Origin of the sequence: Microbacterium cremeum (assembly GCF_015277855.1) — a bacterium.
Taxonomy (GTDB): Bacteria; Actinomycetota; Actinomycetes; order Actinomycetales; family Microbacteriaceae; genus Microbacterium; species Microbacterium cremeum.
In genome coordinates, this window is record NZ_CP063812.1 from 3,961,471 (window position 1) to 3,982,951 (window position 21,481).

Consider the following 21,481-nt stretch of genomic DNA (forward strand, 5'->3'; position numbering starts at 1 on the left):
CGAGCGAAGCGAGACGAAACGCGCCGCTCTTCCCGGTCGTTGAGCGAGCGAAGCGAGACGAAACGCGCCGCTGGCCGGTCGTTGAGCGAGCGAAGCGAGACGAAACGCGCCGCTCTTCCCGGTCGTCGAGCGAGCGGAGCGAGACGAAACGCGCCTCCTCCCGGTCGTTGAGCGAGCGGAGCGAGACGAAACGCGCCGCTCTTCCCGGTCGTTGAGCGAGCGAAGCGAGACGAAACGCGCGCGGACGGTCAGCCGTCGGACTCGAGCCGTTCGATGCGCGCGACGAGGCCCGCGCGCCGGGGCGAGCGGGCGGGCAGCATCGACAGGCAGAGCCGCAGCAGGTCGGAGTCGCCGGCTGCGGCATCCGTCTCGGCGAACGCAAGGAGCACGTCGACGGATGCCTCGGCCATGAGCGCCTCGCGAAGCGCCGTGCGCACTGTGTCGCGGAACTCCTCGACACCCGGCGCCACCGAGTCGGGGAGCACGTCGCCGCGGTACGCGGCGAGCGCCACGCGGTGGGCGCCCCGGTCGAGGAGCGAGAGCACCTGGTGCGCGTCGGTCTCGACATCGCCGCCGATCCGGTACGGACGCGACTCGGGGACGAGCGACGGGGCGGACCGCTCGAGCACCTTGCGCAGCCGCACCATCTCGGCCCGCAGGGTGACGGACGGCGTCGCCTCGCCCTCGCCGTACACCAGCTCGCCCAACCGTTCTGCCGAGAGTCCGTGGCGGTGCGTCGCGAGCATGAGGAGGATCTCGGCGTGCCGGCCGCTCAGCTCGGCGGTGTGCTCGCCGCCGTCCGCGGCGACCTCGAGCAGCGCCCGGTCGCGCCCGAGCACGCGCAACGTCACGCGGGTGGGCTCGGGCCGCCGCGGCGCCCGGCGCGGCGGACGCGCCGGTTCCCGCTCCTCGCGCTGGGCCCGCGCCCGGAGGCGGGCGACCAGGAGCTCGCCCTCGATCGCCCGGGCCGTGGCATCCACCAGCAGCTGCGCCTGCGGCGTCACGGCCTCGGCGCCCCCGGTGACGTCGATCAGCCCGACGATGCGGCGGGTCTCGGGGTCGTGCACCGGCGCCGCGGTGCACGACCACGGCTGCACGAGACGGTTGAAGTGCTCGGCGCCGTGGATCTGCACGGACCGGTCGAGGGTGATCGCGGTGCCCGGCGCGGAAGTGCCGACGGCATCCTCCGACCAGTTCGCGCCCGCCACGAAGCCCATGTCGCCGGTGAGGGCGCGCACCCGGCGATCGCCCTCGACCCACAGCAGGCGGCCGGCCGCGTCGCCGACGGCGACCACGACGCCGGAGTCGGATGCCTCGCCCGGCAGCAGCAGACCGCGCACCATGTCGATGACCTCGGCGAGGGGATGAGCGCTGCGATACGCCTCGAGCTCCTCGGCCGAGAGGTCCAGCGGCGGCAGCCCTTCGGCGCCGGCCAGACTGCCGAGGGACCGGCGCCACGACTCGCGGACGAGGGGCCGCACGTCGCGCAGGCGCTCGTCCGCGTCGTTGCCCGCGACGAGCTCCTCGTGGGCGCGCTCGATCAGCAGGCGCGAGGTCTCGGCGGACACTTCGCGTCGCTGCGACCACGGTGAGGACACGGCGGCTCCGATCGACGTCGGGGAGCGTGGGTCCAGTGTAGGCGGGTCGGGACGGCCCCGGGCGATCAGCCCTGCGAGCTCAACCCTGCGAGCTCAACCCTGCGAGCTCAGCCCTGTGTGCTCAGCCCTGCGCGATCGCGACGGCGTCGTCCCAGACGGCGCCGATCGCCACGAGATCGCGGTCGAGCACGTCGACGATGCGCACCGCGCCGTCCTCGGGCACCTGCACGCGCAGGAGGAACGCCACCGGCGCGTCCGTCGCGGGCGCGACCACCGACAGGGACGCCCACCCGCCGTCCTCGAGCGTCTGCGTGCGCTGCACGTCCACGTGCGCGAAGTCCGCTCCGGCGGCGGCCCGGATCGTGTCGGCGGCGCGGTGCTCGACGCTCAGATCGGCGACGAGTCCGGTCGGATTGGAGCCGAAGGCGTGCCACAGGCGCGCCGCCGTCCTCGGCGTCACGGGCAGCCGCGTGAGGGCGGCCGCCGCACTGGCCACGACGGTCGCGACGTCGGCCCCGGGTCCCGCGTGCGCACCCGATGCGGCGAGCAGCTCCACGGCCATGTCGCGCGCGATCTCGGGCGCGACGGCGAAGGGGATGGGCAGCCAGCCCACGGGAAGGTCGCTCATGCGTACCGCCAGCGCAGCGTCGACACGATGGAGTCGGCGAGAGCGGTGAACGCCTCGAGCGCCTGCCCGGACTCCTCGACTCCCACGTGCACGATCGAGCACATGAGGAGCAGGCCCCGCTTCGGCGATGCGCCGGGGAAGGGGGCCACGTACGACAGCTCCCGGGCCTTCACCCCCGGCATCTCGTCGGGCCCGTTGCGCTCGGCGACCCACCGGTACAGCACGCCGAGGTCGGCGAGCTCCACTCTCTCCACGTGCCGTTCCGCGCCCGCGCGAGCCCGCAGGTCGGTCTCGAAGTCCCCGTTCGCCACCCATGGCGACGCCGCGATGCTCATCGGCGTGCCGCCCTTCTTCGGCGGCTCGACGGGCATGAAGATCTCCATGACGTTCGCCCGCTCCATGCGCGCCCACTGGCGACTGACCATCGCCCGTGTCTCGGCGTAGAGGTCGGGGCGCCCCACTTCGCGGAACCGCTCCGAGACGAGGTGGATCAGCTCCGCGCGTCCTTCGGGCGTCGCCGGGAAGCGCCCCCAGTCCGGCGGGGTCAGCAGCGTGTACCCGACGGGAACCGGCGGACCGGCCAGTGCTTCGCGCAATGAGCTCACGCGGTCGATCCGTCCCGTGCGCGCCGGCGCGCCTCGCGTTCGCGCCGGCGCGCCCGGCCGGCACGCACGGCTGTCACGATCCCGAGCACGAGCACGACGAGTGCCAGCGGCGAGGCCAGCCAGTGCCAGCCGATGGGGTACCCGTCGGGGCCCGGGGTCCAGATGATGCCCGTGGGGTCGGCGTCGAACGCGGCGATCGCCCACGGGAAGAGCCCGAACATCATCAGCGAGACCAGGCTGACGTACGCCGCGTCGTCTCCGGCGGCGTTGCCGCGCACGAGGAGATAGGCGGCTGCGGCCGCCATGCCGATGAGGCCGGTCGCGATCGTCAGCCACGCCGGCACGCTCATCGCCGGGAACGGCACCAGCGCGTCGGTCACCGCGGAGGCCTCGTCGGTCGGGTACAGCTGGCCGGCGTTGAGGATGAGACGCGCGCCCGCCGGGACGATCCATTGCGCCGCGGCGAGGATCGCGGCGATGACGAAGACCAGACGCAGGATGCCCGCGGTGCGGGGCATCCGCCGGCGGTTGAGCCGCAGCGGGGAGATGTCGGTGAAGCCGACGCCGCGCCGGCCGCTCACGGGCGACCCGTCGGGGTGTAGAACGGCGTGCTCGTGAACACGCCGCCGCCGAATCCGCCCAGCCAGCTGCCCAGGCTCGCCCAGCCCTTCGCGCCGATGCTCGGAACCGCGTCGAGCACGGCATCGCCCCACGCGGCCGCGACCGTGCCGCTGCGCGCCGGCGTGCTCGCCCATTGCGTGAGGCTGCCGCCCCACTTGTTCAGGATCGCCCAGTTCTGCCCGCGCATGAGCGTCGAGAACGGGTTGACCGTGATGCCGGCGGGCAGGCGCGGCATCGAGAACCCGCGCGCGCCGCGGGTGAAGACCGGCAGGTCCTGCGCGATGGCGGAGGCCCGGAGGATGTCGTCGCCCGTCGCCCCGGCGGTCTTGATGCCCTTGGCCAGCAGACCGCCGGCACCGGCCGTGACCAGGCCGAAGGTGCTCCAGAGCACGTCCGAGAGGCTGGCCTTGCCGTTGGCGTACAGGTAGATCGTGCCGGCCAGGTGCACCGCCGACAGCGCGATCGTCGCGGCGAGCAGGATGGTCGACCACGGGCTCGCCACCACGAACAGGGCGACGACGGCCAGCACGATGATCGCGTAACCGATGTACTTGAGCGCGTCGCTGATCCAGTCCCACTTGCCGTCGTCGTTGCCGGCGGCGTCCATCGCCTCGGCGACGCCGTCCGCCGCCTTCTCGAACGCCTCCTCCCAGGCGCCGAAGGCCGTGTCGAACGGCTGCCACGCCTCTCTCAGCGCGTCCTCGGCGGAGTCGAGGACTTCCGCCGCGCTCGGGCCGTCCTGCTCGTCTTCGACCGGCACGAGCGGCGCCATCGCGTCGTCGAGCGCCGTCCGGTAGGTCGTCATGGCCGCCCGGATCGCCGGCGCGTGCGCGTTGTACGCGCTCCGGGCCTCCTCGAGCGCCGTGGCGTAGGGGGCGAGCGCCTTGCCGGTCTGCTCGTACCGCACGGCCGCCTTGCGCAGATCGCCCTCGAGCTCCTCCGCGTCCTTCTTCAGGCGGTCGGTGCCCAGACTGATCTGCGAGTCGCCGATGTCGCGCAGCGTGTCGGCGGTGGTCGCCATGGCGGCGCCGAGGGACTTGTAGTCGGCGGCCGTCGTGGCGATCACGTCGGGTTCGCCGGCGAACTGATGCAGCTCGTGGCCGTTCGGCGAGCGATACAGCAGCGACATCACTGCACCTCGCAGGAGGTCATCTGCTCGCACTGGGCGGTGGCGTCGGCCTCCCACTGGTCCCAGCCGTCGAGGATGGACCGAAGCCCCTCGCGGACGCCGTCGACCTTCTCGATCAGCTCTTTGCGGTTGCCCGACCAGTTCGCCTCGAACCAGCCCACGCGATCGCGCAGCTTGTCTTTGCCGTGCGGGGTGCCGATGGCCGACTCCAGCGTGTCGTTGATCTCCGCCGCATCCTCGAACGCGGTCGCAGCCGTCCGCAGGGTCGCGAGAGCATCGCGCAGGCGATCCCGGTCGAGCAGCACGTCCATCTGTCCCCCTCAGTCTGTAGGCCTCGTTCAGGGTAGAGCCGACCGCGAATCGACGCCATGGGGAATCCTCCCCTACGGCCCCCGCCCGGGTGGTTCAGGCCCGCGCCGCCCACCACTCCCGCAGGCGGCGTTCGGCCTCGGCCTCGCCGACGATGCCCTCGTCGAGACGCAGGTCGAGGAGGAAGCGGTACGCCTCGCCGACCTCGCGACCCGGCGCGATGCCCAGCACCTCCTGGATGCGGTTGCCGTCGAGCTCGGGGCGCATGGCCTGCAGCTCCTCCTGCGCGGCGAGCTCGGCGATGCGCCGCTCGATGTCGTCGTAGGCGCTCGCCAGACGGCGGGCCTTGCGCACGTTGCGAGTGGTGACGTCGGCCCGCGTGAGGATGTGCAGGCGTTCGAGCTCTGCTCCGGCATCCCGCACGTAGCGGCGCACCGCGGAGTCGGTCCACGCGCCCTCGGAATAGCCGAAGAACCGCAGATGCAGCTCGATCAGCCGCGTCACCGAGCCGATCGTGTCGGAGTCGAACCGCAGGGCCTGCAGCCGCTTGCGGGCCAGGCGTGCGCCCTTGATGTCGTGGTGGTAGAACGTGACGCCGCCGCCGGGCTCGAGCCGCCGCGTCGCCGGCTTGCCGATGTCGTGCAGCAGCGCCGCGAGCCGCAGCGGGACGTCGGGGGCGGCATCCGGATTCCGCGTCTTCTCGAGCTCGATCGCCTGGCGCAGCACCGTCAGCGAGTGCTCGTAGACGTCCTTGTGGTGGTGGTGCTCGTCGACCTCGAGCTGCAGCGCGGGGATCTCGGGGAGGAACTCGGCCATGAGACCCGTCTCGACGAGCAGACGGATGCCGCGCACCGGGTCGTCGGTGGCGAGGAGCCGCACGATCTCGCTCTGGATGCGCTCGGGGCTGACGATCGCGAGGGTGTGGCGCAGCTCCGCCATCGCATCCACCGTCGCGGGGTCGACCTCGAACGCGAGCTGCGACGAGAACCGTGCGGCGCGCAGCATGCGCAGAGGGTCGTCGCCGAAGCTCACATGCGGGTCTGTCGGCGTACGCAGGACGCCGCGTACGAGGTCTTCGACACCCCCCGTCGGATCGACCAGCGTGCGGGCGGGAACCCGCAGCGCCATCGCGTTGACGGTGAAGTCGCGGCGCACGAGGTCACCGTCGATGGTGTCGCCGAACTCGACGGTCGGCTTGCGGGTGACGCCGTCATAGCTGTCGGCGCGGTACGTGGTGATCTCGACCTGCTCGCCTCGGACACGCGCGCCGATGGTGCCGAACGCGCGACCGATGTCCCACTGCGCGGTGCTGATGGGCGTGACGATGCGCAGGATGTCATCGGGTCGCGCGTCGGTCGTGAAGTCGAGGTCGTGCGTCTCGCGGCCGATCAGCGCGTCGCGCACCGGACCGCCGACGATCGCGAGGTCGAACCCGGCGTCGGCGAAGGCGCGGGCGAGCGTGTCGACGACGGGGGACTCGGCGAGCGCGCCGAGGCGCGCGATGCCCTCGGCCATGTTGAGCATGGCCTCCAGCCTACCGAGCGGCCGGCGGCCGATCAGTCGTCGTCGGCGATGGTGAGCGTGACCTGACGCCGGCCGAGGCGCCGCACGGTGCGCTGCTCGAGGAGCGCTGCGTCACGCGAAGCGGAGGAACCCCGTGAACAGCAGCTCCCGCACGCGCGGCAGCAGGTCGGCGCGAAGCGCGTCCGCGTCCACGCCCATCAGGTCGGCGATCGCATCGATCAGCACGCCGACGGGGAGGTCGCCGTCACACGCGCCGACCAGCGCCGCCAGCCCGGGATCGATCGAGAGCGACCTGCCGAATCCGCCTCCCTGCCGCAGCTCGATCACGGCCGGATGCTCTTCGCCGGGCAGGTGATGACGGGCCTCGGTCACATCGGGCGCGACGACGAGGACGGATGCCGCGAGCCCGCCGTCGTCGAGCCGGGCGAGCCGGTCGTGCGCATCCAGCGACGCGGCCAGATGCGCCCCGACACCGTCGCCGGGGAGCGCGGCGTGCAAGCGCTCGTACCGCGCGAGTGTCGGCGGACCCGCCGCGGGGCGGCGCAGCAGCAGGTACCCGAAGCCGACCTCGGTCACGCCGCGCGCGCCGAAGTCGTCGAGCCACGCGTCGACCAGCCGGGCGAACCCGGGCGTGCCGGCGAGCGTGCCGCCGTCGCGCACCCACAGCTCGGCGTACGACAGCGGGTCGAGCGCCTCCCGCTCGACGACCCACGCGTCCAGCGGCACCGGCGACGCCTCGACCCACGCCCTCGCCCGGTCGAGACCGGCCACTCCATCGCGGGTCTCCCAGTTGCCGAGCAGCTGCGCGACCCCGCCGGGGGCGAGGTGCGCGCCGACGCCAGAGACGAACGCGGCGACCAGGTCGTCGCCGACCATGCCGCCGTCGCGGTACTCGTAGGCGGGCACGCCCGCCACGCGCGGCGTGATGACGAAGGGAGGGTTCGAGACGATGCGGTCGAACGTCTCGCCGGCGACCGGCTCGAACAGGCTGCCGTGTCTGGTCTCGATGCCGTCGACGCCGTTGAGCAGTGCGTTCAGGCGCGTGAAGGCGAGCGCCCGCGGCGAGATGTCGGTCGCGACCACGTGACCGACGTGCGCGCGGGCACGGAGGGCCTGGATGCCGCAGCCGGCGCCGACGTCGAGCCCGCGCTCCGCGGGCGCGGGCAGCTGCAGGCCCGCGAGCGTGAGCGAGGCGCCGCCGACCCCGAGCACGTGCTCCTCGGGGAGCGGTCCGCCCAGCGCCGCCTCGTCGAGATCGCTCGCGATCCACCACTGCCCCGAGCCGGTCGCGTCCGCATACGACTGCGGCCGCACCACCGCGGCCGGGCGCACCTCGCCGTCGGCGAGCGACGCGAGACCGAGCGCGACGAGGCCGTGCGCGCCGGTGCGGACGAGCGTCCGGTCGACGGATGCCGTGGCCTCCGGCATCCCGAGCACCAGCAGTCTGCCCAGCGAGGGCGTCGTCGCGCCCCCCGAGCGCGCGGTACGCCGGCGATCGCAGCCCGCGCGCGATGGCGTCGTCGGCTGCGGCACCCCACGCATCCCGGAGGGCTTCGGCGGTGAAACCGGCGTCGCGGAGGTCGGCGGCCAGCGCGCGGCACACGGCGGGTTCGGGTTCGGGGAGCACGCTCCCATTCAACCGCCCCGCGGCGCACCGCGGCGGCCGAGTCGGTGCGCGCACCGCGCGGTGTCGAGGAGGCTCGAAGGCGCGGACCGTAGAATCGCAGTCGATCGTGCGGTCAGGACATCGCACAGGAGCGAAACCCGACAGGATGACCGTGACCACACCGGGAAGCCCACCCCGGCGCCGTTCGCCTCGCCGCGTCCCACGCCTCGCCGTGGCCACGGCGGCGCTCACGGTCCTCGGCGCGCTGCTGCTGCCCTCCGCAGCGACCGCCGCCCCGACGCCGTCGCCGACCCCGACGCCCACGTCGTCGGTGCCCGCCGGCACGAGCGTCTTCACGCTGTCCCCAGTGTCGAACGGCTCCGTGCGACCCGGAGACGCGCTGACCGTGTCGGTCAGCCTCCAGAACGGGACGGATGCCGAGATTCCGGCGAGCACCGTCACCCTGTCGCTCGGCGCGGCGCCGCTCGCCGACCGCACGGCCCTCGCCGCCTGGCTCGGCGGCGACCTCGGCGGCGTCAGCCTCGCAGAAGCCGCCACCGGCACTCTCGACGCCGTCGACCCGGGGTCCGAGCAGATCGCCGCGCTCACGGTGCCGGCGGATGCCCCGGTCCTCGCCGGCCGAGCGCCCGGCGTGTACCCGCTGATCGCGTCCTACGCGTCCGAATCGGGGACGGTGACGTCCACGAGCGTCATGATCGTTCCCGCCGACGACCGCCCCGAGGTGGGCATCGGCGTGGTCGTCCCCATCACCGCGGCTCCCTTCGAGGGCGGGCTGCTGACCGCCGACGAGCTGGCGGCGCTGACCGCCCCGGACGGCGACCTCACCGCGCAGCTCGACGCCGTCACCGGCACCGCCGTGATCCTCGCCGTCGACCCCGCGATCCCCGCGGCGATCCGCGTGCTGGGCACGGCCGCCCCCGAAGCGGCCACCGCGTGGCTGGGCAGGCTCGAGGCTCTGCCGAACTCGCGCTTCGCCCTGCAGTTCGGCGATGCCGACGTCACCGCACAGCTGGAGGCCGGCCTGCCGCGGCCGCTCGCGCCGACATCGTTCACCGCCTACATGACCCCGTCGGACTTCCCCGACGCGACCGCGTCCCCGAGCCCGACCCCCAGCCCGACGCCGACGGCCGGACCCTCGACGACGCTGCCCGACACCGAGCAGCTGGTCGCGATCGGCGCACCCGCGCGCGACGCCGTCTACTGGCCGGCCGACGGCACGGCGAGCACGGAGGTCGTCACGAGGCTCGGCGAGCTGGGCCACGACGGCACCGCGTCGCTCACCGTCGTGCCGTCGTCCACGACGGCCCGGGGCGCCGCGGGCGACACCGTGAGCGCGCGCGGCCGGGTCGGCGACGCCGGCGTGCTGGTGTACGACGAGGCCGTCTCGGCGGCGCTGCACGAGGCGTCGCTGCGCGAGGCGTCGTGGCTGCGCGGAGCCGCGCTCACGGAGGCGGCGGCGTACCTCGACTTCGCGGCCGGCGAGTCCGCCGGCCCGCTCCTGGTCACGGTCGGGCGCGACGACCAGCGCTCCCGGGTCGGCCTGGCCACCGCCATCGCCACCGCGACCGGAGCGCCGAACGTCGCACCGCGCACACTCGCCGGCCTCGCCGCGAGCGAGGCCCGCCCCGTCGAGCTGGCCGACATCGCGCCCGCGACCGAACGTGCGGACGCGGCATCCGCCCTCCTCGCCGATGAGGGCGAGGTCGCCCGGTTCGCCACGATCCTCGATGACCCGAGCCTGCTCACCGGCCCCGAGCGTGCCGAGCTGCTGCAGCTGCTCGGGGTGCGATGGGTCGGCGACGCGGCGTGGCCCCTCGCGCTCGCCGAGCACCAGGAGGCCACCGAGCGGACGCTCGAGTCGGTGGCGCTGCTGCCCACGAGCCCCGGCGACCTCTACGGATCCAACGCCTCGCTGCGGTTCTGGGTGCGCAACGACCTCGCGTATCCGGTCAACCTCGTGCTCTACACGACTCCGGGCAACCTGCGCCTCGACGTGCAGACCGAGACGACGATCGTCGCCACGCCGCAGAGCAACACACGGGTCGAGGTCCCTGTTCAGGCACGCGTCGGCAGGGGCGAGGTGACACTGGCGCTGCAGCTGCGCAGCCCCACCTTCGTCGCGATCGGCGACCCGCAGACGGTGCGCGTCAACGTGTGGGCCGAATGGGAGGGCGTCGGCATCGCCGCCCTCGCGACGGTGGTCGGCGCGCTCCTGGTGATCGGCATCGTGCGCACCGTGCTGCGCGTGCGGCGACGGCGACGCCCTGCCGTCGAGCCGCATGCCGCGGCGACGGAGCCTGCGGCGGAAGCGCCCGACGACTCGACGAGCGGTGAGGACGAACGATGAGCGAAGTCGGACGCGCCAGCGCACTCATCGCAGCGGGGACGCTCGTCTCGCGGCTGACGGGAGTCGTGCGCACGATCCTGCTGGTCACGGTGCTCGGGTCTTTCGCCAGTCGCGCGGGCGATGCCTTCACCGTCGCGAATCAGCTACCCAACACGATCTACGAGATCATCTCGTACGGCCTGCTGACGGCGGTCATCGTGCCGCAGATCGTCCGGTCGGCCGCGCACGCCGACGGCGGGCGCACGTTCATCTCCAAGCTCTTCACGCTCGGCACCGTCGTCCTGCTCGTCACGTCGGCCGTCGCGACACTGTGCGCGCCACTCCTCGTGGAGCTCTTCGCCCCGTCGTTCGACCCCGATCAGCAAGCGCTCGCGACCGTGCTGGCGTACTGGTGCCTGCCGCAGATCTTCTTCTACGGGCTGTATTCGCTCGTCGGCGAGGCGCTCAACGCCCGCAAGGTCTACGGACCCTTCACGTGGGCGCCCATCGTGAACAACGTCGTCTCGATCATCGGCTTCGGGCTCATCGGGCTCTTCTTCGGCACCGATCTCAGCAGCGTCGCCGACTGGACCCCGGGCATGATCACCGCGCTCGGCGCCACCGCCACCGGCGGCATCGTCGTCCAGGCCGGCGTGCTGCTGCTGTTCTGGCGGCGCACCGGCCTGCACCTGCGGCCCGACTTCCGCTGGCGCGGCGTGGGGCTGGGCGACATCGGCCGCCTCGCCGGGTGGACGTTCGCCATGGTCATCGTGCGGACGCTCGCCGGTCTCGTGCAGACGCGGGTCGTCACCGAGGCCTCCGGCGACGGCGCGTCCGCGTTCGCGATGGCCAACGCATGGCTCGTCTTCATGCTCCCGTACTCGATCATCGTCATGTCGATCGGGACGCCCTATTTCACACGTCTGTCGGAGCACGCGCACGAGGGCCGCGACGACGACGTGCGCACCGACCTGTCGGCGAGCATCCGCGTGACCGGCCTGCTCATCACCATCGCCGCGGCGGCTCTCATGGTCGCCGCCGTCCCCGCGACGCGCGTGTTCGTCAATGCCGCCGACCAGGCGGTGGCCGCAGCGCCCGTGCTCGTCGCGTTCCTCGTCGGACTGATCCCGCTGTCGATCCTCTTCGTCATCCAGCGCGCCTTCTACGCCTACAACGACACCCGCACGCCCTTCTTCTTCACAGTGATCCAGTGCGCGCTCTTCGTCGTGCTGGTGCTCGTCGCACAGGCCACGCTGCCGGTCGAGCAGCTCGCCGCAGGCATCGCGCTCGGGCAGTCGATCTCGACGGCGGTCCAGGTCGTTATCGCGGCCCTGCTGCTGCGGCGACGGATGCGGTGGCTCGGCGCGCGCTCCTGGCTCGTCTCGTACGGGCGCTTCGTCCTCGCGGCGCTCCCCGCCGCCGGCGCCGGGTGGCTCGTCTACCTGCTGATGGGCGGGGATGCGGGATGGACCACGGCCGACAAGCTGCTGGGTGCCCTCGGCACGGCGATCATCTGCGGTGTGGCCTTCGCCGTCTACCTCGGCGCGCTCACCCTCCTCCGTGCGCCGGAGCTGCGCCCGGTGCTCAGCCGGCTGCAGCGGTTCCTGCCGGGAGACCGCTGAGCGCGCCGACATCGGACCCGGCGACGGAATGCCCCGCGGTTACGATGTGTTGAGGCATCCGGAAGCCATTCGCCAGTGTTCGCACGGCTGATGGAGCCTCCAGACGGAAAGGGTGCGCACGTGCGTCAGGTCATCATCATCGGGTCGGGTCCCGCCGGATACACCGCCGCGATCTACGCGGCGCGCGCGAACCTCACGCCGCTCGTCGTCGCGAGCTCGGTCGAAGCAGGCGGTGAGCTCATGAACACCACCGACGTCGAGAACTTCCCCGGCTTCCCCGAGGGCATCCAGGGCCCCGATCTCATGGCCAAGATGCAGGAGCAGGCCGAGCGGTTCGGCGCCGAGGTGCTCTACGACGACGTCGTCTCGCTCGACGTCGACGGGCTCGTGAAGAAGATCACCCTCGGCAGCGGCGGAACGCACGAGGCGGACTCGATCGTCTTCGCCACCGGTTCCGCGCCGCGCAAGATCGGCATCGAGGGAGAAGCGCGGCTGTCGGGTCGCGGCGTCTCGTACTGCGCGACGTGCGACGGGTTCTTCTTCCGCGAGCGCGTCATCGCCGTCGTCGGCGGCGGCGACTCGGCGATGGAGGAGGCCACGTTCCTCACCAAGTTCGCGTCCAAGGTGTACATCGTCCACCGCCGTGACGAGCTGCGCGCATCGAAGATCATGCAGGAGCGCGCGTTCAAGAACGACAAGATCGAGTTCGTGTGGAACAGCGAGGTCGTCGACATCCTGGGCGACGAGGCCGTCACCGGCCTCGTGCTGAAGAACACGGTCGACGGTTCGACCCGTGAGCTCCCCCTCGACGGCGTCTTCGTCGCGATCGGCAACGACCCGCGCACCCACCTCGTGCACGGCAAGCTCGAGCTCACCCCCGAAGGCACCATCTGGGTCGACGGGCGCTCGTCCCGCACCTCGGTGCCCGGCGTCTTCGCGGCCGGCGACGTCATCGACCCGACGTACCGGCAGGCCGTGACGGCCGCCGGCAGCGGCACCGTCGCAGCCCTCGACGTCGAGCACTACCTCGCCGCGCTCGGCGAGGCAGGCGAGCCCGACGTGCACGGAGACCAGATCGAGGGATTACCCGAGGTCGTCTCTGCCTGACCCCCTGGACACGCTGCGCCTTCGGTGCGGCTGTTCCCGCCCGGACCGAGCATCGGAACAAATCGTCAGTGGCGCGTGTTGCGCCAGAAGAGACTGACTTCGATCGAAGGAGAAATGATGACCGCCAAGGCGACGACGTCCGCCACGTTCGAGCAGGATGTGCTCCAGGCCGAGGGTCCCGTGCTCGTGGACTTCTGGGCCGAGTGGTGCGGACCGTGCCGCATGGTCTCGCCGGTGCTCGACCAGATCCAGTCGGAGCACCCCGAGAAGATCACGATCATGAAGCTGAACGTCGACGAGAACCCCGACCTCGCCATGAAGTACCAGATCACGTCGATCCCGGCGATGAAGGTCTTCCACAAGGGTGAGGTCCAGACCACGATCATCGGCGCGAAGCCCAAGTTCGCGCTCGAGCAGGATCTCGCCGCCTACCTCGGCTGACTTCGATTCCCGTGAGAACCCCGTCGCGTCGTGCGGCGGGGTTTTCTTCGTGTCAGGGCGTCGTATGCCGTTCCGGGCATCCTGGCAGAGGGCGGCGTTTCCCGGTCGGCGACGGGTGGGCGTCGGAGGCGTCCGGTGCCGGCGGGTCAGCCGGCAGCGGGCAGGTCAGCCGGCGTCGGCGCGCACGGTCGCGTCCCAGCGGCGGTGCGTGTTCGCCTGACCGAGAAGGCCCCACACGGCGCGGGTCAACGGCGGGTAGTCCAAGGCGATCTGACGCAGCACGCGGTAGTGCCGGCTGGCGTTCGGGCGAGAGCCGCCGTTGGCGGCGATGTTCTCGGCGCGGAGCATGAAGACGACGAGTTCGTCGACGCTCGGGAGTTCCTCCATGAAGTCCCACGGGTCTTCACCCGCGCGGAGCCGCTCGGTGACGAGGACGGAGAGCTCGTCTGCGGCCTCGGCGCGCAGGAGTTCGAGACTGGCCCGGCGGCGCGGGGTCTGATCGTCGTTCGCCACCAATCAAGGGTACGACCCGATTCAGGCGTGCGGGTCAGCGCGCGCCTTCTCCGTCTTGGTGACAGCTGACGTCGGGCCCGCCGGACGTGCGGGGATCAGACCGAGCCGTAACCGGTCTCACCGAGTTCATCGAGAATCCGGTTCAGATCCTGAATCGTCGCGAAATCGATGTTGATCTGGCCTTTTCGTGCCGTCAGCGAGATCTTCACGCGGGTGTTGAGCCGGTCGCCGAGACGCTCGGCGACCTCGTCGAGGTGGGCGCGACGGGATCCTGCCTGTGGCTTCACGGAACGGGTGGATCCGGCATCTGGGAGTTTCGCGGCAGCCTCGGCGGCGCGCACCGAGAGGTCCTCGTTCACGATCTTGTCGGCGAGGCGCTGCATCGCCTTGGGGTCTTCGAGCGAGAGGATCGCGCGAGCGTGTCCGGCCGACAGGACGCCGGCGGCGACGCGCTGCTGCACCGGCATCGGCAGCTTGAGTAGGCGGATGGTGTTGCTGATCTGCGGGCGGGAGCGACCGATGCGGGTGGCGAGTTCTTCCTGGGTGATCCCGAAGTCCTCGAGCAGCTGCTGGTACGCCGATGCCTCTTCGAGCGGGTTCAGCTCGGACCGGTGCAGGTTCTCGAGCAGGGCGTCACGGAGGAGGTGCTCGTCGGCGGTGTCTCGGACGACCGCCGGGATCGAGGTGAGGCCCGCCTCGCGTGCGGCGCGCGTACGACGCTCGCCCATGATGAGCTCGTACTTGCCGTCGTCGTTCTTGCGCACGACGACGGGCTGCAGCACTCCGAACTCGCGGACGCTGTGGACGAGCTCCGCGAAGTGCTCCTCGTCGAAGTGCGTACGGGGCTGCCGCGGGTTCGGCACGATCTCGTGCGGGTCGATGTGCGCGAGATGCGCACCCGGGACGACGACGAGGTCTTCCTCGGGTTCTTCGACGGCGACCGGCCGAGGGAAGAACACGTCGGACGGGCGCTCGTCCGCCTGCTCGCTCGTCGGGATCAACGCCCCGATTCCGCGACCCAGACCTGTGCGCTTGGCCATCATGCGCCCCCTTCGTTCGATGCGCTGTCGCGCCGGATGATCTCTACGGCCGCTTCGCGATATGCGATCGCGCCGGCGGACTGACCGTCGTATGCGATGACGGTCTGCCCGAAGCTCGGTGCTTCTGATACCCGGACGGACCGCGGGATCACGGTCCCGAGCACCTCGCGCGGGAAGTGCTCACGCACTTCGTCGGCGACCTGCTGGGCGAGCCGAGTGCGCGCGTCGTACATCGTCAGGATGATGGTCGACAGGTGCAGTTCGGGATTCAGGTGCTTCTGGATCATACGCACAGTGCCGAGCAGTTGGCTGAGCCCCTCGAGCGCGTAGTACTCGCACTGGATCGGGATGAGCAGCTCACTCGCCGCGGTGAAGGCGTTGATCGTCAACAGACCCAGCGAGGGCGGGCAGTCGATGAGGATGAAGTCGAGGCGCTCGTCGAGGTTCGCGAGATAGTCGTCGACGGCGGTGCGCAGTCGATGCTCGCGCGCCACCTGGGACACCAGTTCGATCTCGGCGCCGGCGAGGTGGATCGTGCTCGGCGCGCACAGCAGGTCAGGAGACTCTGGGCTGGTCTGCACGATGTCGGCGAGCGGGAACTCGTCGATGAGGACGTCGTAGACGCTCGGCGTCTCGGCCGTGTGCGGTACGCCGAGCGCTGTCGACGCGTTCCCCTGCGGGTCGAGGTCGATCACCAGCACGCGCGCGCCCCGGTCCACGAGCGCGGCCGCGAGATTGACGGTGGTGGTGGTCTTGCCGACCCCGCCCTTCTGGTTCGACACGGTGACCACACGTGTCCGTCCAGACAGCTCCACCTCCGCCGATTCCAGCGCTTTTCTGCGGGCGGAGAGGTCCGCAAGTTCCCGGGCGAGAGGTGTGTCGTCGAACGAGAAGGATGCCGAAGCCTCGGTCTCGTCGGGCTGTTTCACGTGAAACACTCTCCCTTTCGCGAGCCGGTGAACAACGCCTTCCACTCTATCCCGCCCCACCCCCACCCCTTCCCCACCGGCCGTAGCCCGCCGGTCGAGTAGCGAGCCTGCGAGCGTATCGAGACCCCCGCTGCACCCGCCGGTCGAGTAGCGCGCCTGAGAGCGTATCGAGACCCCACCGATCTCAGGTTCCGCAACGCCCGCTCACAGGCTCCCCAATCGCTCCGACCCGCCCCACCCGCCGATCGCGTAGCCACCCAACGACCGCATCGAGACCCACCCTCGTTTCACGTGAAACATTCGCCACGCCACCCCACCCCACCCGCCGGTCGAGTAGCGAGCCTGCGAGCGTATCGAGACCCCACCGCTGTTTCACGTGAAACACTCGCCACGCCACCCCACCCCACCCGCGGGTTGAGTAGCGAGCCTGCGAGCGTATCGAGACCCCACCCCGATCCACGTGAGACATCCGCCCTCACTTCATCCACCCGTCGAGTAGCGAGCCCGCGAGCATATCGAGACCCCACCGCCCGCCGGTCGAGTAGCGAACCTGCGAGCGTATCGAGACCCACCGCTATATCACCTGAAACACTCGCCACCTCACCCCGCTCCACCCGCCGGTCGAGTAACGAGCCGGCGGGCGTATCGAGACCCACCGATCTCAGCCACACCAACGCCCGCTCGCAGACGCCGGATCGATCCACCCACCCCACACCGCCGATCGCCCATCGACCCCGCATGCGTATCGAGACACGCCACTGTTTCACGTGAAACAGAGCACCGTCCCACCCACCGCCGAGCAACGAGCCCTCGAGCGCACCGAGCCCCCACCCTCGTTTCACGTGAAACACTCGCCACCTCACCCCGCTCCACCCGCCGGTCGAGTAACGAGCCTGCGGGCGTATCGAGACCCCACGCCGAGCCCGATACGTGCGACGGCCTCCGCGACCACCGAGAGTGGCATCGCCCGCCGGCCACCGCCCGCCTCATCCACCGGCCGCCACCCAAACTCGGCGCCTCGCGCAGACGCGAACTCAGTGGAACCTCTTCTTGCTCAACGGGGGCAGCGCCTCGAGATGCCCGGTGATGAGCGCGAGACGCTTAGCGCGGCCCCATCCCTGGACTTGCTTCTCGCGCCGGTATGCGTCATCCACGCGATCGAACGTCTCGAAGTACACGAGACTGACCGGCAATCGCGTCCTTGTGTAGGCAGCGCCTTCGCCGTCGTTGTGCTGCGCTAGCCGGTGCTCGAGGTGTCGTGTGCTGCCGACGTACAGGGATCCGTCCGCGCACTGAAGGATATACATGTATGCCATCCGCCCATCCTGAGCCGCAGCCGTCCTCGCGGCCCCCGTGTCTAGATGATGTGTGAGGAAGTTCCACTCTCGCGAACCTGGGGAGGAGATGGCGACCGGGGGTGGTCCCGGCAACTCGCTGGCTGTCTCGCCCATTCAATGTTCCACGTGAAACATTCGTCGACTGTCGCAGCGAGAGACTCCGCGAGTGGGATGGCCAACGGACCGGTCTCGATACGCTCGCAAGCTCGCTACTCGACCGGCGGGTGATGGACGCATCGCTGCAGGGCAGGGGATGGACGTCCACCGGGTGTGAAACCCGAGCATGGACGTCTCGGGTCGGACAGCTCGGATACCAAGGTGCTGTCGCGTCCACAAGCACGGGACTAAACCAGCGGTCGCGACACACACACGCGCTCGCTACTCGACGGGCGACGCGGGTGATGCACGTGGCGACGTGGCCGCCGAGAGCGCGACGCCTCCGGGCGAAGTAGCCGAGGGGCCGGGCGGTCGGTTCACACTAGGGCGGGCGCACCGGGATCGGGGGCAGTGGGAGGGCCGGAGACCACAGGGAGTGGTCTCGATACGCTCGCAGGCTCGCTACTCGACCGGCGGTGAGCGGCCGGAGTACGTGAGTAGCGCTAGCCGGAGCCGGTGGGCGACGAAGCCTAGGCGCGTGTTTCACGTGAAACGGCATGCAAGGCCGGAGCCGCCGACCGACAACTCAACAGAACGCACCGGTCTGGGTCTCGATGGGCTCGCAGGCTCGCGAATCGACCGGGGAGGGGAGGGGGTGCGTCAGCGCACTGTGGCGCGGAAGACCCGGGAGGGCTCTTCGAGAAGACCTTCGCCGACGATCTCGACGCGGGCGTTCGTCACTCGGAACTTGCGGAGCTGCTTCTCGGCCGCGCCGATCTCGTTCTCTGCATTCGCGCCCTTGAGCAGGATCAGCTCGCCGCCGTCGCGAACCAGGGGAGCGGTGATCGGCACCAGCGTGCGCAGAGCACTCACGGCGCGTGCCGTCACGGCGTCCAGCACGGGGCCGCGCTTCCAGTCCTCCGCGCGAGCCCGCACCACCTCGACGTTGTCGAGACCGAGCGACTCCACCTGCTCCGACAGCCAGGCGACCCGGCGCTCCATCGGCTCGATCAGCACCCACTGCACATCGGGCCGCGCGATCGCGAGCACGAGTCCCGGCAACCCGGCACCCGACCCGACATCGCCGACGTGACCGGAGAAGTGCGGCGCGATCACCGCGCTGTTCAGGATGTGGCGCGACCACAGTCGCGGAGGTTCCAGCGGGCCGATCAGACCGCGTTCTTCGCCGTGAAGCCCGAGGGCCTCCGTGAATCGCCGGGCGAGCTCGATGCGATCGACGAAGATCTCCGCGGCAGCGGCCGGCTCCTGCTCGATCTCGATCATGAACGACCTGCCCTCAGACCCCGATGTTTCACGTGAAACGACGTGATCAGCCGCGGCTGATCACGGTGTGGCGATCGGCGCCCTCGCCGTACGACTCCGACACGAAGCCGCGCTCGGCGACGATGTCGTGCACGAGCTTCCGCTCGTAGCTCGACATCGCGGGCAGCGAAGCCTGCGAAGCGCCGTCGTCGAGGCGGGCGATCGCACGGTCGACCAGCGCCACGAGCTCGTGATGACGAGCATCGCGTGATCCGCCGACGTCGAGGATGAGGCGTGAGAAGCGACCGGTGCGGTTCTGGACCGCGATGCGCGTCAGTTCCTGCAGCGCCTGCACGGTGTCGGGTTCGGCGATCAGTGCGACGGACCCACCCTCTGGTGCCTCGACCGAGACATACGCGCGCCCGGCGCGCACGTCCAGATCGAGGTCGCCGTCGATGTCGGCGATGTCGAGCAGGCCCTCGATGAAGTCCGCGGCGATGTCGCCTTCTTCTTCGAGCTGCTCGACCGTGGCAGGCTCGCGCTCAGCGGCGGGGTCGGTGCGGAGGGAGTCGGACGACGTGGTCATGGCTGTGGGTCCTCGATGTCGGTATGTGCGAGCCGGACGGTTTCAGTTGCCCGAGGGCGAGCCGCCGTCGCCAGCCGCGTTGGGAGTCGGCGGCTTGGGAGCCTGCTGCCTCTGGGCCTGCTTCTTCGCACGCTGCTTGCCCACGGGCTGCTGACGCTTGGGGGCCGCGGCCTTGGCGCGCTCGGCCTCTTCGTACAGGCGCTGCTGCTCCGCGAGGTACTTGTCCATCGGCACGACCTTGCCGGAGGCGTCGATGGCCTTGCCCTTGCGCGCGAGGCGCTCCTCGCGAGCCTTGGCCGCATCAGAGCCGGGAGTCGGCATCTCGCGGATGACGAGGAACTGCTGGCCCATCGTCCACAGGTTCGACACGAACCAGTAGATGACGACGCCCAGCGGGAAGAAGACGCCCGAGAAGACGAAGGCGAACGGCAGGACGTAGAGCATGATCTTCTGCATCTGGTACGCCTGGCCGGTCTTGGCCTCGGGGGAGAGGTTCTTCGAGATGATCTGCAGCTGGGTGAAGAACTGCGATGCGATCATGAGCACGACGAGGACGACGAGGATGATGATCGCCGCGGTGTTGCCGGTGTTCACGGCATCGATCAGTGTCTCGTGCAGCGACGCCACGCCGAAGAGCTTCGCGTTGTAGAACTCCAGCATCAGCTCGTTGCCGAGCAATCCGACACCGGTGTGGTTCGGGTCGGTCTTGATGGTCTGCACGCCGTTCAGCACGCTGAACAGCGCGAAGAACACCGGCATCTGAACCAGCAGCGGCAGACAGCTCGAGACCGGGGTGGTGCCGTGCTTCTTGTACAGGGCCATGGTCTCGCGGCTCATCGCCTCACGCGAGAGCTGATCACGCTTGCCCTTGTACTTCTCCTGAACTTTTCGCAGTTCAGGAGCGATTTCCATCATCTTGCGCTGGCTCTTGATCTGCCGCACGAAGAGCGGGATCATCGCGGACCGCACCACGATCACGAGCCCGATGATCGACAGCACCCACGTGATGCCCTCCGCCGCCGGGAGCCCCATCGCCGTGAACAGCCAGTGCCAGAACACGAGCACCGCCTCGACGAGCCACTTCAGCGGCCACAGGATGATCCCGATGAGATCGAAGCCACCACCGTCGGGGGCAGGCGTGGGAGACGGCGTGGAGGCCAGCAAAAGATCCATGCGGTGGATCAGTCCTTTCGGGAGGGGGCGGGCACGACGAACCCGTGGCGGGTGAGCGCGTGCCGGAAGTGCGAGTGGGGCGGAACGTCATCGACGCCGCCGACGGCCCAAGGGTGGCAGCGGGCCAGCCGCCGCGCAGTGAGCGCGGCCCCGACGACGGCCCCGTGCTGCTGCACGGCGCCGACGGCGTAGGCCGAGCACGACGGGTAGTACTTGCAGACGTCGCCGTAGGTGTGCGAGATGGTGGCACGGTATCCGTGCAGCAGACCGAGGACGGCGTTGCGGGGGAGCAGGGGCAGACTGCGGAGCAGATCGGATGCCGAGAACTCGGCGTCTCCGAGGGCGTAGGCCGGAAGGACGCTCATGCGGCCCTCCGTGCGAGACAGCGGACGACATCGTCTCGCAGGTCGGCGAACGTCGCGTTCGCCGCGCTCGGCAGCACCCGGATCACGACGTCACTGCCCGCGGCGACCGAGTCGAGCGACTCGAAGCACACGGCCTTGAGCCGGCGACGGATCGTGTTGCGCACGACGGCTCCTCCGACCTGGCGGTTCACGATGAAGCCGAACCGCGCCGGACCAGAGGTCTCGGCGCGGTTGACATAGGTGACGGTGTGCTTGCCGGCGCATCGCCGACCACGACGGACGGCGGCTTTGTACTCCGCTCCGCGGGTGAGTCGGTTCGACCTCGCGAGCACCGCAGGGGGTGACCCAGCTCAGGCCGAGAGCTCGGTGCGCCCCTTGGCGCGGCGAGCCGAAAGGATGCTGCGGCCCGCGCGCGTGCGCATGCGGGCGCGGAAGCCGTGCTTCTTGGCGCGGCGGCGGTTGTTGGGCTGGAAAGTGCGCTTGCTCATAGGGGACTACTTCCGATCAGGTGTCACCGGGACGCTCGAGACCGGGGACGCTCGTACAAGGGGACGGCCACGAGGGCACAAGTCAACCGATTAAGGCTACGTCGATACGCCCGATAACTCAAACCGAGAACAGGACCCGGCATTATGCCTCGAA

22 protein-coding genes are annotated in these 21,481 nt (G+C 70.5%); 4 read left to right on the plus strand and 18 right to left on the minus strand.

The genetic code is table 11. The annotated features are described in order from the left end of the window. Positions 1 to 248: 248 nt before the first annotated feature. From IM778_RS17545 to IM778_RS17580, 8 genes are all read right to left on the minus strand, one after another. A complete protein-coding gene (locus IM778_RS17545) occupies positions 249 to 1,598 on the minus strand; it encodes a helix-turn-helix domain-containing protein (protein ID WP_194410059.1) in 1,350 nt (449 codons plus the stop codon). A gap of 121 nt (positions 1,599 to 1,719) precedes the next feature. Then, positions 1,720 to 2,226, minus strand: a complete 507-nt coding sequence (locus IM778_RS17550; protein WP_194410060.1) for a hypothetical protein — start codon at positions 2,224 to 2,226, stop codon at positions 1,720 to 1,722. Beyond that, positions 2,223 to 2,831, minus strand: coding sequence for a hypothetical protein (locus tag IM778_RS17555; protein WP_194410061.1), 609 nt, complete (start codon positions 2,829 to 2,831; stop codon positions 2,223 to 2,225). Before IM778_RS17555 ends, IM778_RS17550 begins: the two co-directional genes overlap by 4 nt. Next, positions 2,828 to 3,412, minus strand: a complete 585-nt coding sequence (locus IM778_RS17560) for a hypothetical protein (protein WP_194410062.1) — start codon at positions 3,410 to 3,412, stop codon at positions 2,828 to 2,830. Before IM778_RS17560 ends, IM778_RS17555 begins: the two co-directional genes overlap by 4 nt. Next, positions 3,409 to 4,581, minus strand: a complete 1,173-nt coding sequence (locus tag IM778_RS17565) for a hypothetical protein (protein WP_194410063.1) — start codon at positions 4,579 to 4,581, stop codon at positions 3,409 to 3,411. The genes IM778_RS17560 and IM778_RS17565 overlap by 4 nt, the downstream gene beginning before the upstream one ends. Further along, the gene (locus IM778_RS17570) at positions 4,581 to 4,892 is read right to left on the minus strand and encodes a hypothetical protein (RefSeq protein WP_194410064.1); all 312 of its coding nucleotides are present in this window, start codon (positions 4,890 to 4,892) and stop codon (positions 4,581 to 4,583) included. Before IM778_RS17570 ends, IM778_RS17565 begins: the two co-directional genes overlap by 1 nt. Positions 4,893 to 4,986: 94 nt before the next feature. Further along, positions 4,987 to 6,414, minus strand: coding sequence for a CCA tRNA nucleotidyltransferase (locus tag IM778_RS17575; RefSeq protein ID WP_194410065.1), 1,428 nt, complete (start codon positions 6,412 to 6,414; stop codon positions 4,987 to 4,989). A gap of 111 nt (positions 6,415 to 6,525) precedes the next feature. Next, entirely contained in the window at positions 6,526 to 7,842 is a 1,317-nt protein-coding gene (locus IM778_RS17580) for a methyltransferase (protein ID WP_228484866.1), read from the minus strand. A 350-nt stretch (positions 7,843 to 8,192) separates the two neighbouring features. On the opposite strand from IM778_RS17580, the gene IM778_RS17585 reads away from it, so the two are divergent. From IM778_RS17585 to trxA, 4 genes are all read left to right on the plus strand, one after another. After that, a complete protein-coding gene (locus IM778_RS17585) occupies positions 8,193 to 10,388 on the plus strand; it encodes a DUF6049 family protein (RefSeq protein ID WP_228484652.1) in 2,196 nt (731 codons plus the stop codon). Next, positions 10,385 to 11,989, plus strand: a complete 1,605-nt coding sequence (murJ, locus tag IM778_RS17590) for a murein biosynthesis integral membrane protein MurJ (RefSeq protein ID WP_194410066.1) — start codon at positions 10,385 to 10,387, stop codon at positions 11,987 to 11,989. Before IM778_RS17585 ends, murJ begins: the two co-directional genes overlap by 4 nt. Positions 11,990 to 12,109: 120 nt before the next feature. Further along, positions 12,110 to 13,096 (plus strand): thioredoxin-disulfide reductase, encoded by a 987-nt coding sequence (gene trxB, locus IM778_RS17595; protein ID WP_194410067.1) that lies wholly within the window; start codon positions 12,110 to 12,112, stop codon positions 13,094 to 13,096. Positions 13,097 to 13,213: 117 nt separating this feature from the next. Then, positions 13,214 to 13,537: a thioredoxin gene (gene trxA / locus IM778_RS17600; RefSeq protein WP_194410068.1), complete on the plus strand. Its 324-nt coding sequence runs from the start codon at positions 13,214 to 13,216 to the stop codon at positions 13,535 to 13,537. Between the two features lie 165 nt (positions 13,538 to 13,702). On the opposite strand, the gene IM778_RS17605 is transcribed toward trxA, so the two are convergent. The 10 genes from IM778_RS17605 to rpmH all read right to left on the minus strand — a co-directional run bounded on the left by IM778_RS17605 (position 13,703) and on the right by rpmH (position 21,327). After that, on the minus strand, positions 13,703 to 14,050 hold the full coding sequence (locus IM778_RS17605; RefSeq protein ID WP_420488838.1) for a tryptophan synthase subunit alpha: 348 nt from the start codon (positions 14,048 to 14,050) through the stop codon (positions 13,703 to 13,705). A 95-nt stretch (positions 14,051 to 14,145) separates the two neighbouring features. Further along, positions 14,146 to 15,090, minus strand: coding sequence for a ParB/RepB/Spo0J family partition protein (locus IM778_RS17610; protein WP_194410070.1), 945 nt, complete (start codon positions 15,088 to 15,090; stop codon positions 14,146 to 14,148). Beyond that, positions 15,090 to 16,019 (minus strand): ParA family protein, encoded by a 930-nt coding sequence (locus tag IM778_RS17615; protein WP_420488839.1) that lies wholly within the window; start codon positions 16,017 to 16,019, stop codon positions 15,090 to 15,092. The genes IM778_RS17610 and IM778_RS17615 overlap by 1 nt, the downstream gene beginning before the upstream one ends. Before the next feature lie 1,034 nt (positions 16,020 to 17,053). Next, positions 17,054 to 17,335 (minus strand): GIY-YIG nuclease family protein, encoded by a 282-nt coding sequence (locus IM778_RS17620; protein ID WP_194410071.1) that lies wholly within the window; start codon positions 17,333 to 17,335, stop codon positions 17,054 to 17,056. 777 nt (positions 17,336 to 18,112) lie between these two features. Further along, entirely contained in the window at positions 18,113 to 18,736 is a 624-nt protein-coding gene (gene rsmG, locus IM778_RS17625; RefSeq protein ID WP_194410072.1) for a 16S rRNA (guanine(527)-N(7))-methyltransferase RsmG, read from the minus strand. Positions 18,737 to 18,782: 46 nt separating this feature from the next. Further along, entirely contained in the window at positions 18,783 to 19,301 is a 519-nt protein-coding gene (locus IM778_RS17630) for a Jag family protein (protein WP_194410073.1), read from the minus strand. 42 nt (positions 19,302 to 19,343) lie between these two features. Then, on the minus strand, positions 19,344 to 20,474 hold the full coding sequence (gene yidC, locus IM778_RS17635) for a membrane protein insertase YidC (protein WP_194410074.1): 1,131 nt from the start codon (positions 20,472 to 20,474) through the stop codon (positions 19,344 to 19,346). An 8-nt stretch (positions 20,475 to 20,482) separates the two neighbouring features. Continuing rightward, entirely contained in the window at positions 20,483 to 20,839 is a 357-nt protein-coding gene (yidD, locus tag IM778_RS17640; protein WP_194410075.1) for a membrane protein insertion efficiency factor YidD, read from the minus strand. Beyond that, the gene (gene rnpA / locus IM778_RS17645; protein WP_194410076.1) at positions 20,836 to 21,171 is read right to left on the minus strand and encodes a ribonuclease P protein component; all 336 of its coding nucleotides are present in this window, start codon (positions 21,169 to 21,171) and stop codon (positions 20,836 to 20,838) included. The genes yidD and rnpA overlap by 4 nt, the downstream gene beginning before the upstream one ends. A gap of 18 nt (positions 21,172 to 21,189) precedes the next feature. Next, positions 21,190 to 21,327, minus strand: a complete 138-nt coding sequence (gene rpmH / locus IM778_RS17650) for a 50S ribosomal protein L34 (RefSeq protein WP_005054680.1) — start codon at positions 21,325 to 21,327, stop codon at positions 21,190 to 21,192. Between the last annotated feature and the right edge of the window lie 154 nt (positions 21,328 to 21,481).

Bases quoted from the DNA above. Each gene is read 5' to 3' on its own strand.
- IM778_RS17550 (WP_194410060.1), bottom strand. From the start codon at position 2,226: ATGAGCGACCTTCCCGTGGGCTGGCTGCCCATCCCCTTCGCCGTCGCG.
- IM778_RS17565 (WP_194410063.1), bottom strand. From the start codon at position 4,581: ATGTCGCTGCTGTATCGCTCGCCGAACGGCCACGAGCTGCATCAGTTC.
- IM778_RS17570 (WP_194410064.1), bottom strand. From the start codon at position 4,892: ATGGACGTGCTGCTCGACCGGGATCGCCTGCGCGATGCTCTCGCGACC.
- IM778_RS17575 (WP_194410065.1), bottom strand. From the start codon at position 6,414: ATGCTCAACATGGCCGAGGGCATCGCGCGCCTCGGCGCGCTCGCCGAG.
- IM778_RS17580 (WP_228484866.1), bottom strand. From the start codon at position 7,842: ATGCCGGAGGCCACGGCATCCGTCGACCGGACGCTCGTCCGCACCGGC.
- murJ (WP_194410066.1), top strand. From the start codon at position 10,385: ATGAGCGAAGTCGGACGCGCCAGCGCACTCATCGCAGCGGGGACGCTC.
- trxA (WP_194410068.1), top strand. From the start codon at position 13,214: ATGACCGCCAAGGCGACGACGTCCGCCACGTTCGAGCAGGATGTGCTC.
- IM778_RS17610 (WP_194410070.1), bottom strand. From the start codon at position 15,090: ATGGCCAAGCGCACAGGTCTGGGTCGCGGAATCGGGGCGTTGATCCCG.
- IM778_RS17620 (WP_194410071.1), bottom strand. From the start codon at position 17,335: ATGGCATACATGTATATCCTTCAGTGCGCGGACGGATCCCTGTACGTC.
- rsmG (WP_194410072.1), bottom strand. From the start codon at position 18,736: ATGATCGAGATCGAGCAGGAGCCGGCCGCTGCCGCGGAGATCTTCGTC.
- IM778_RS17630 (WP_194410073.1), bottom strand. From the start codon at position 19,301: ATGACCACGTCGTCCGACTCCCTCCGCACCGACCCCGCCGCTGAGCGC.
- yidC (WP_194410074.1), bottom strand. From the start codon at position 20,474: ATGGATCTTTTGCTGGCCTCCACGCCGTCTCCCACGCCTGCCCCCGAC.
- yidD (WP_194410075.1), bottom strand. From the start codon at position 20,839: ATGAGCGTCCTTCCGGCCTACGCCCTCGGAGACGCCGAGTTCTCGGCA.
- rpmH (WP_005054680.1), bottom strand. From the start codon at position 21,327: ATGAGCAAGCGCACTTTCCAGCCCAACAACCGCCGCCGCGCCAAGAAG.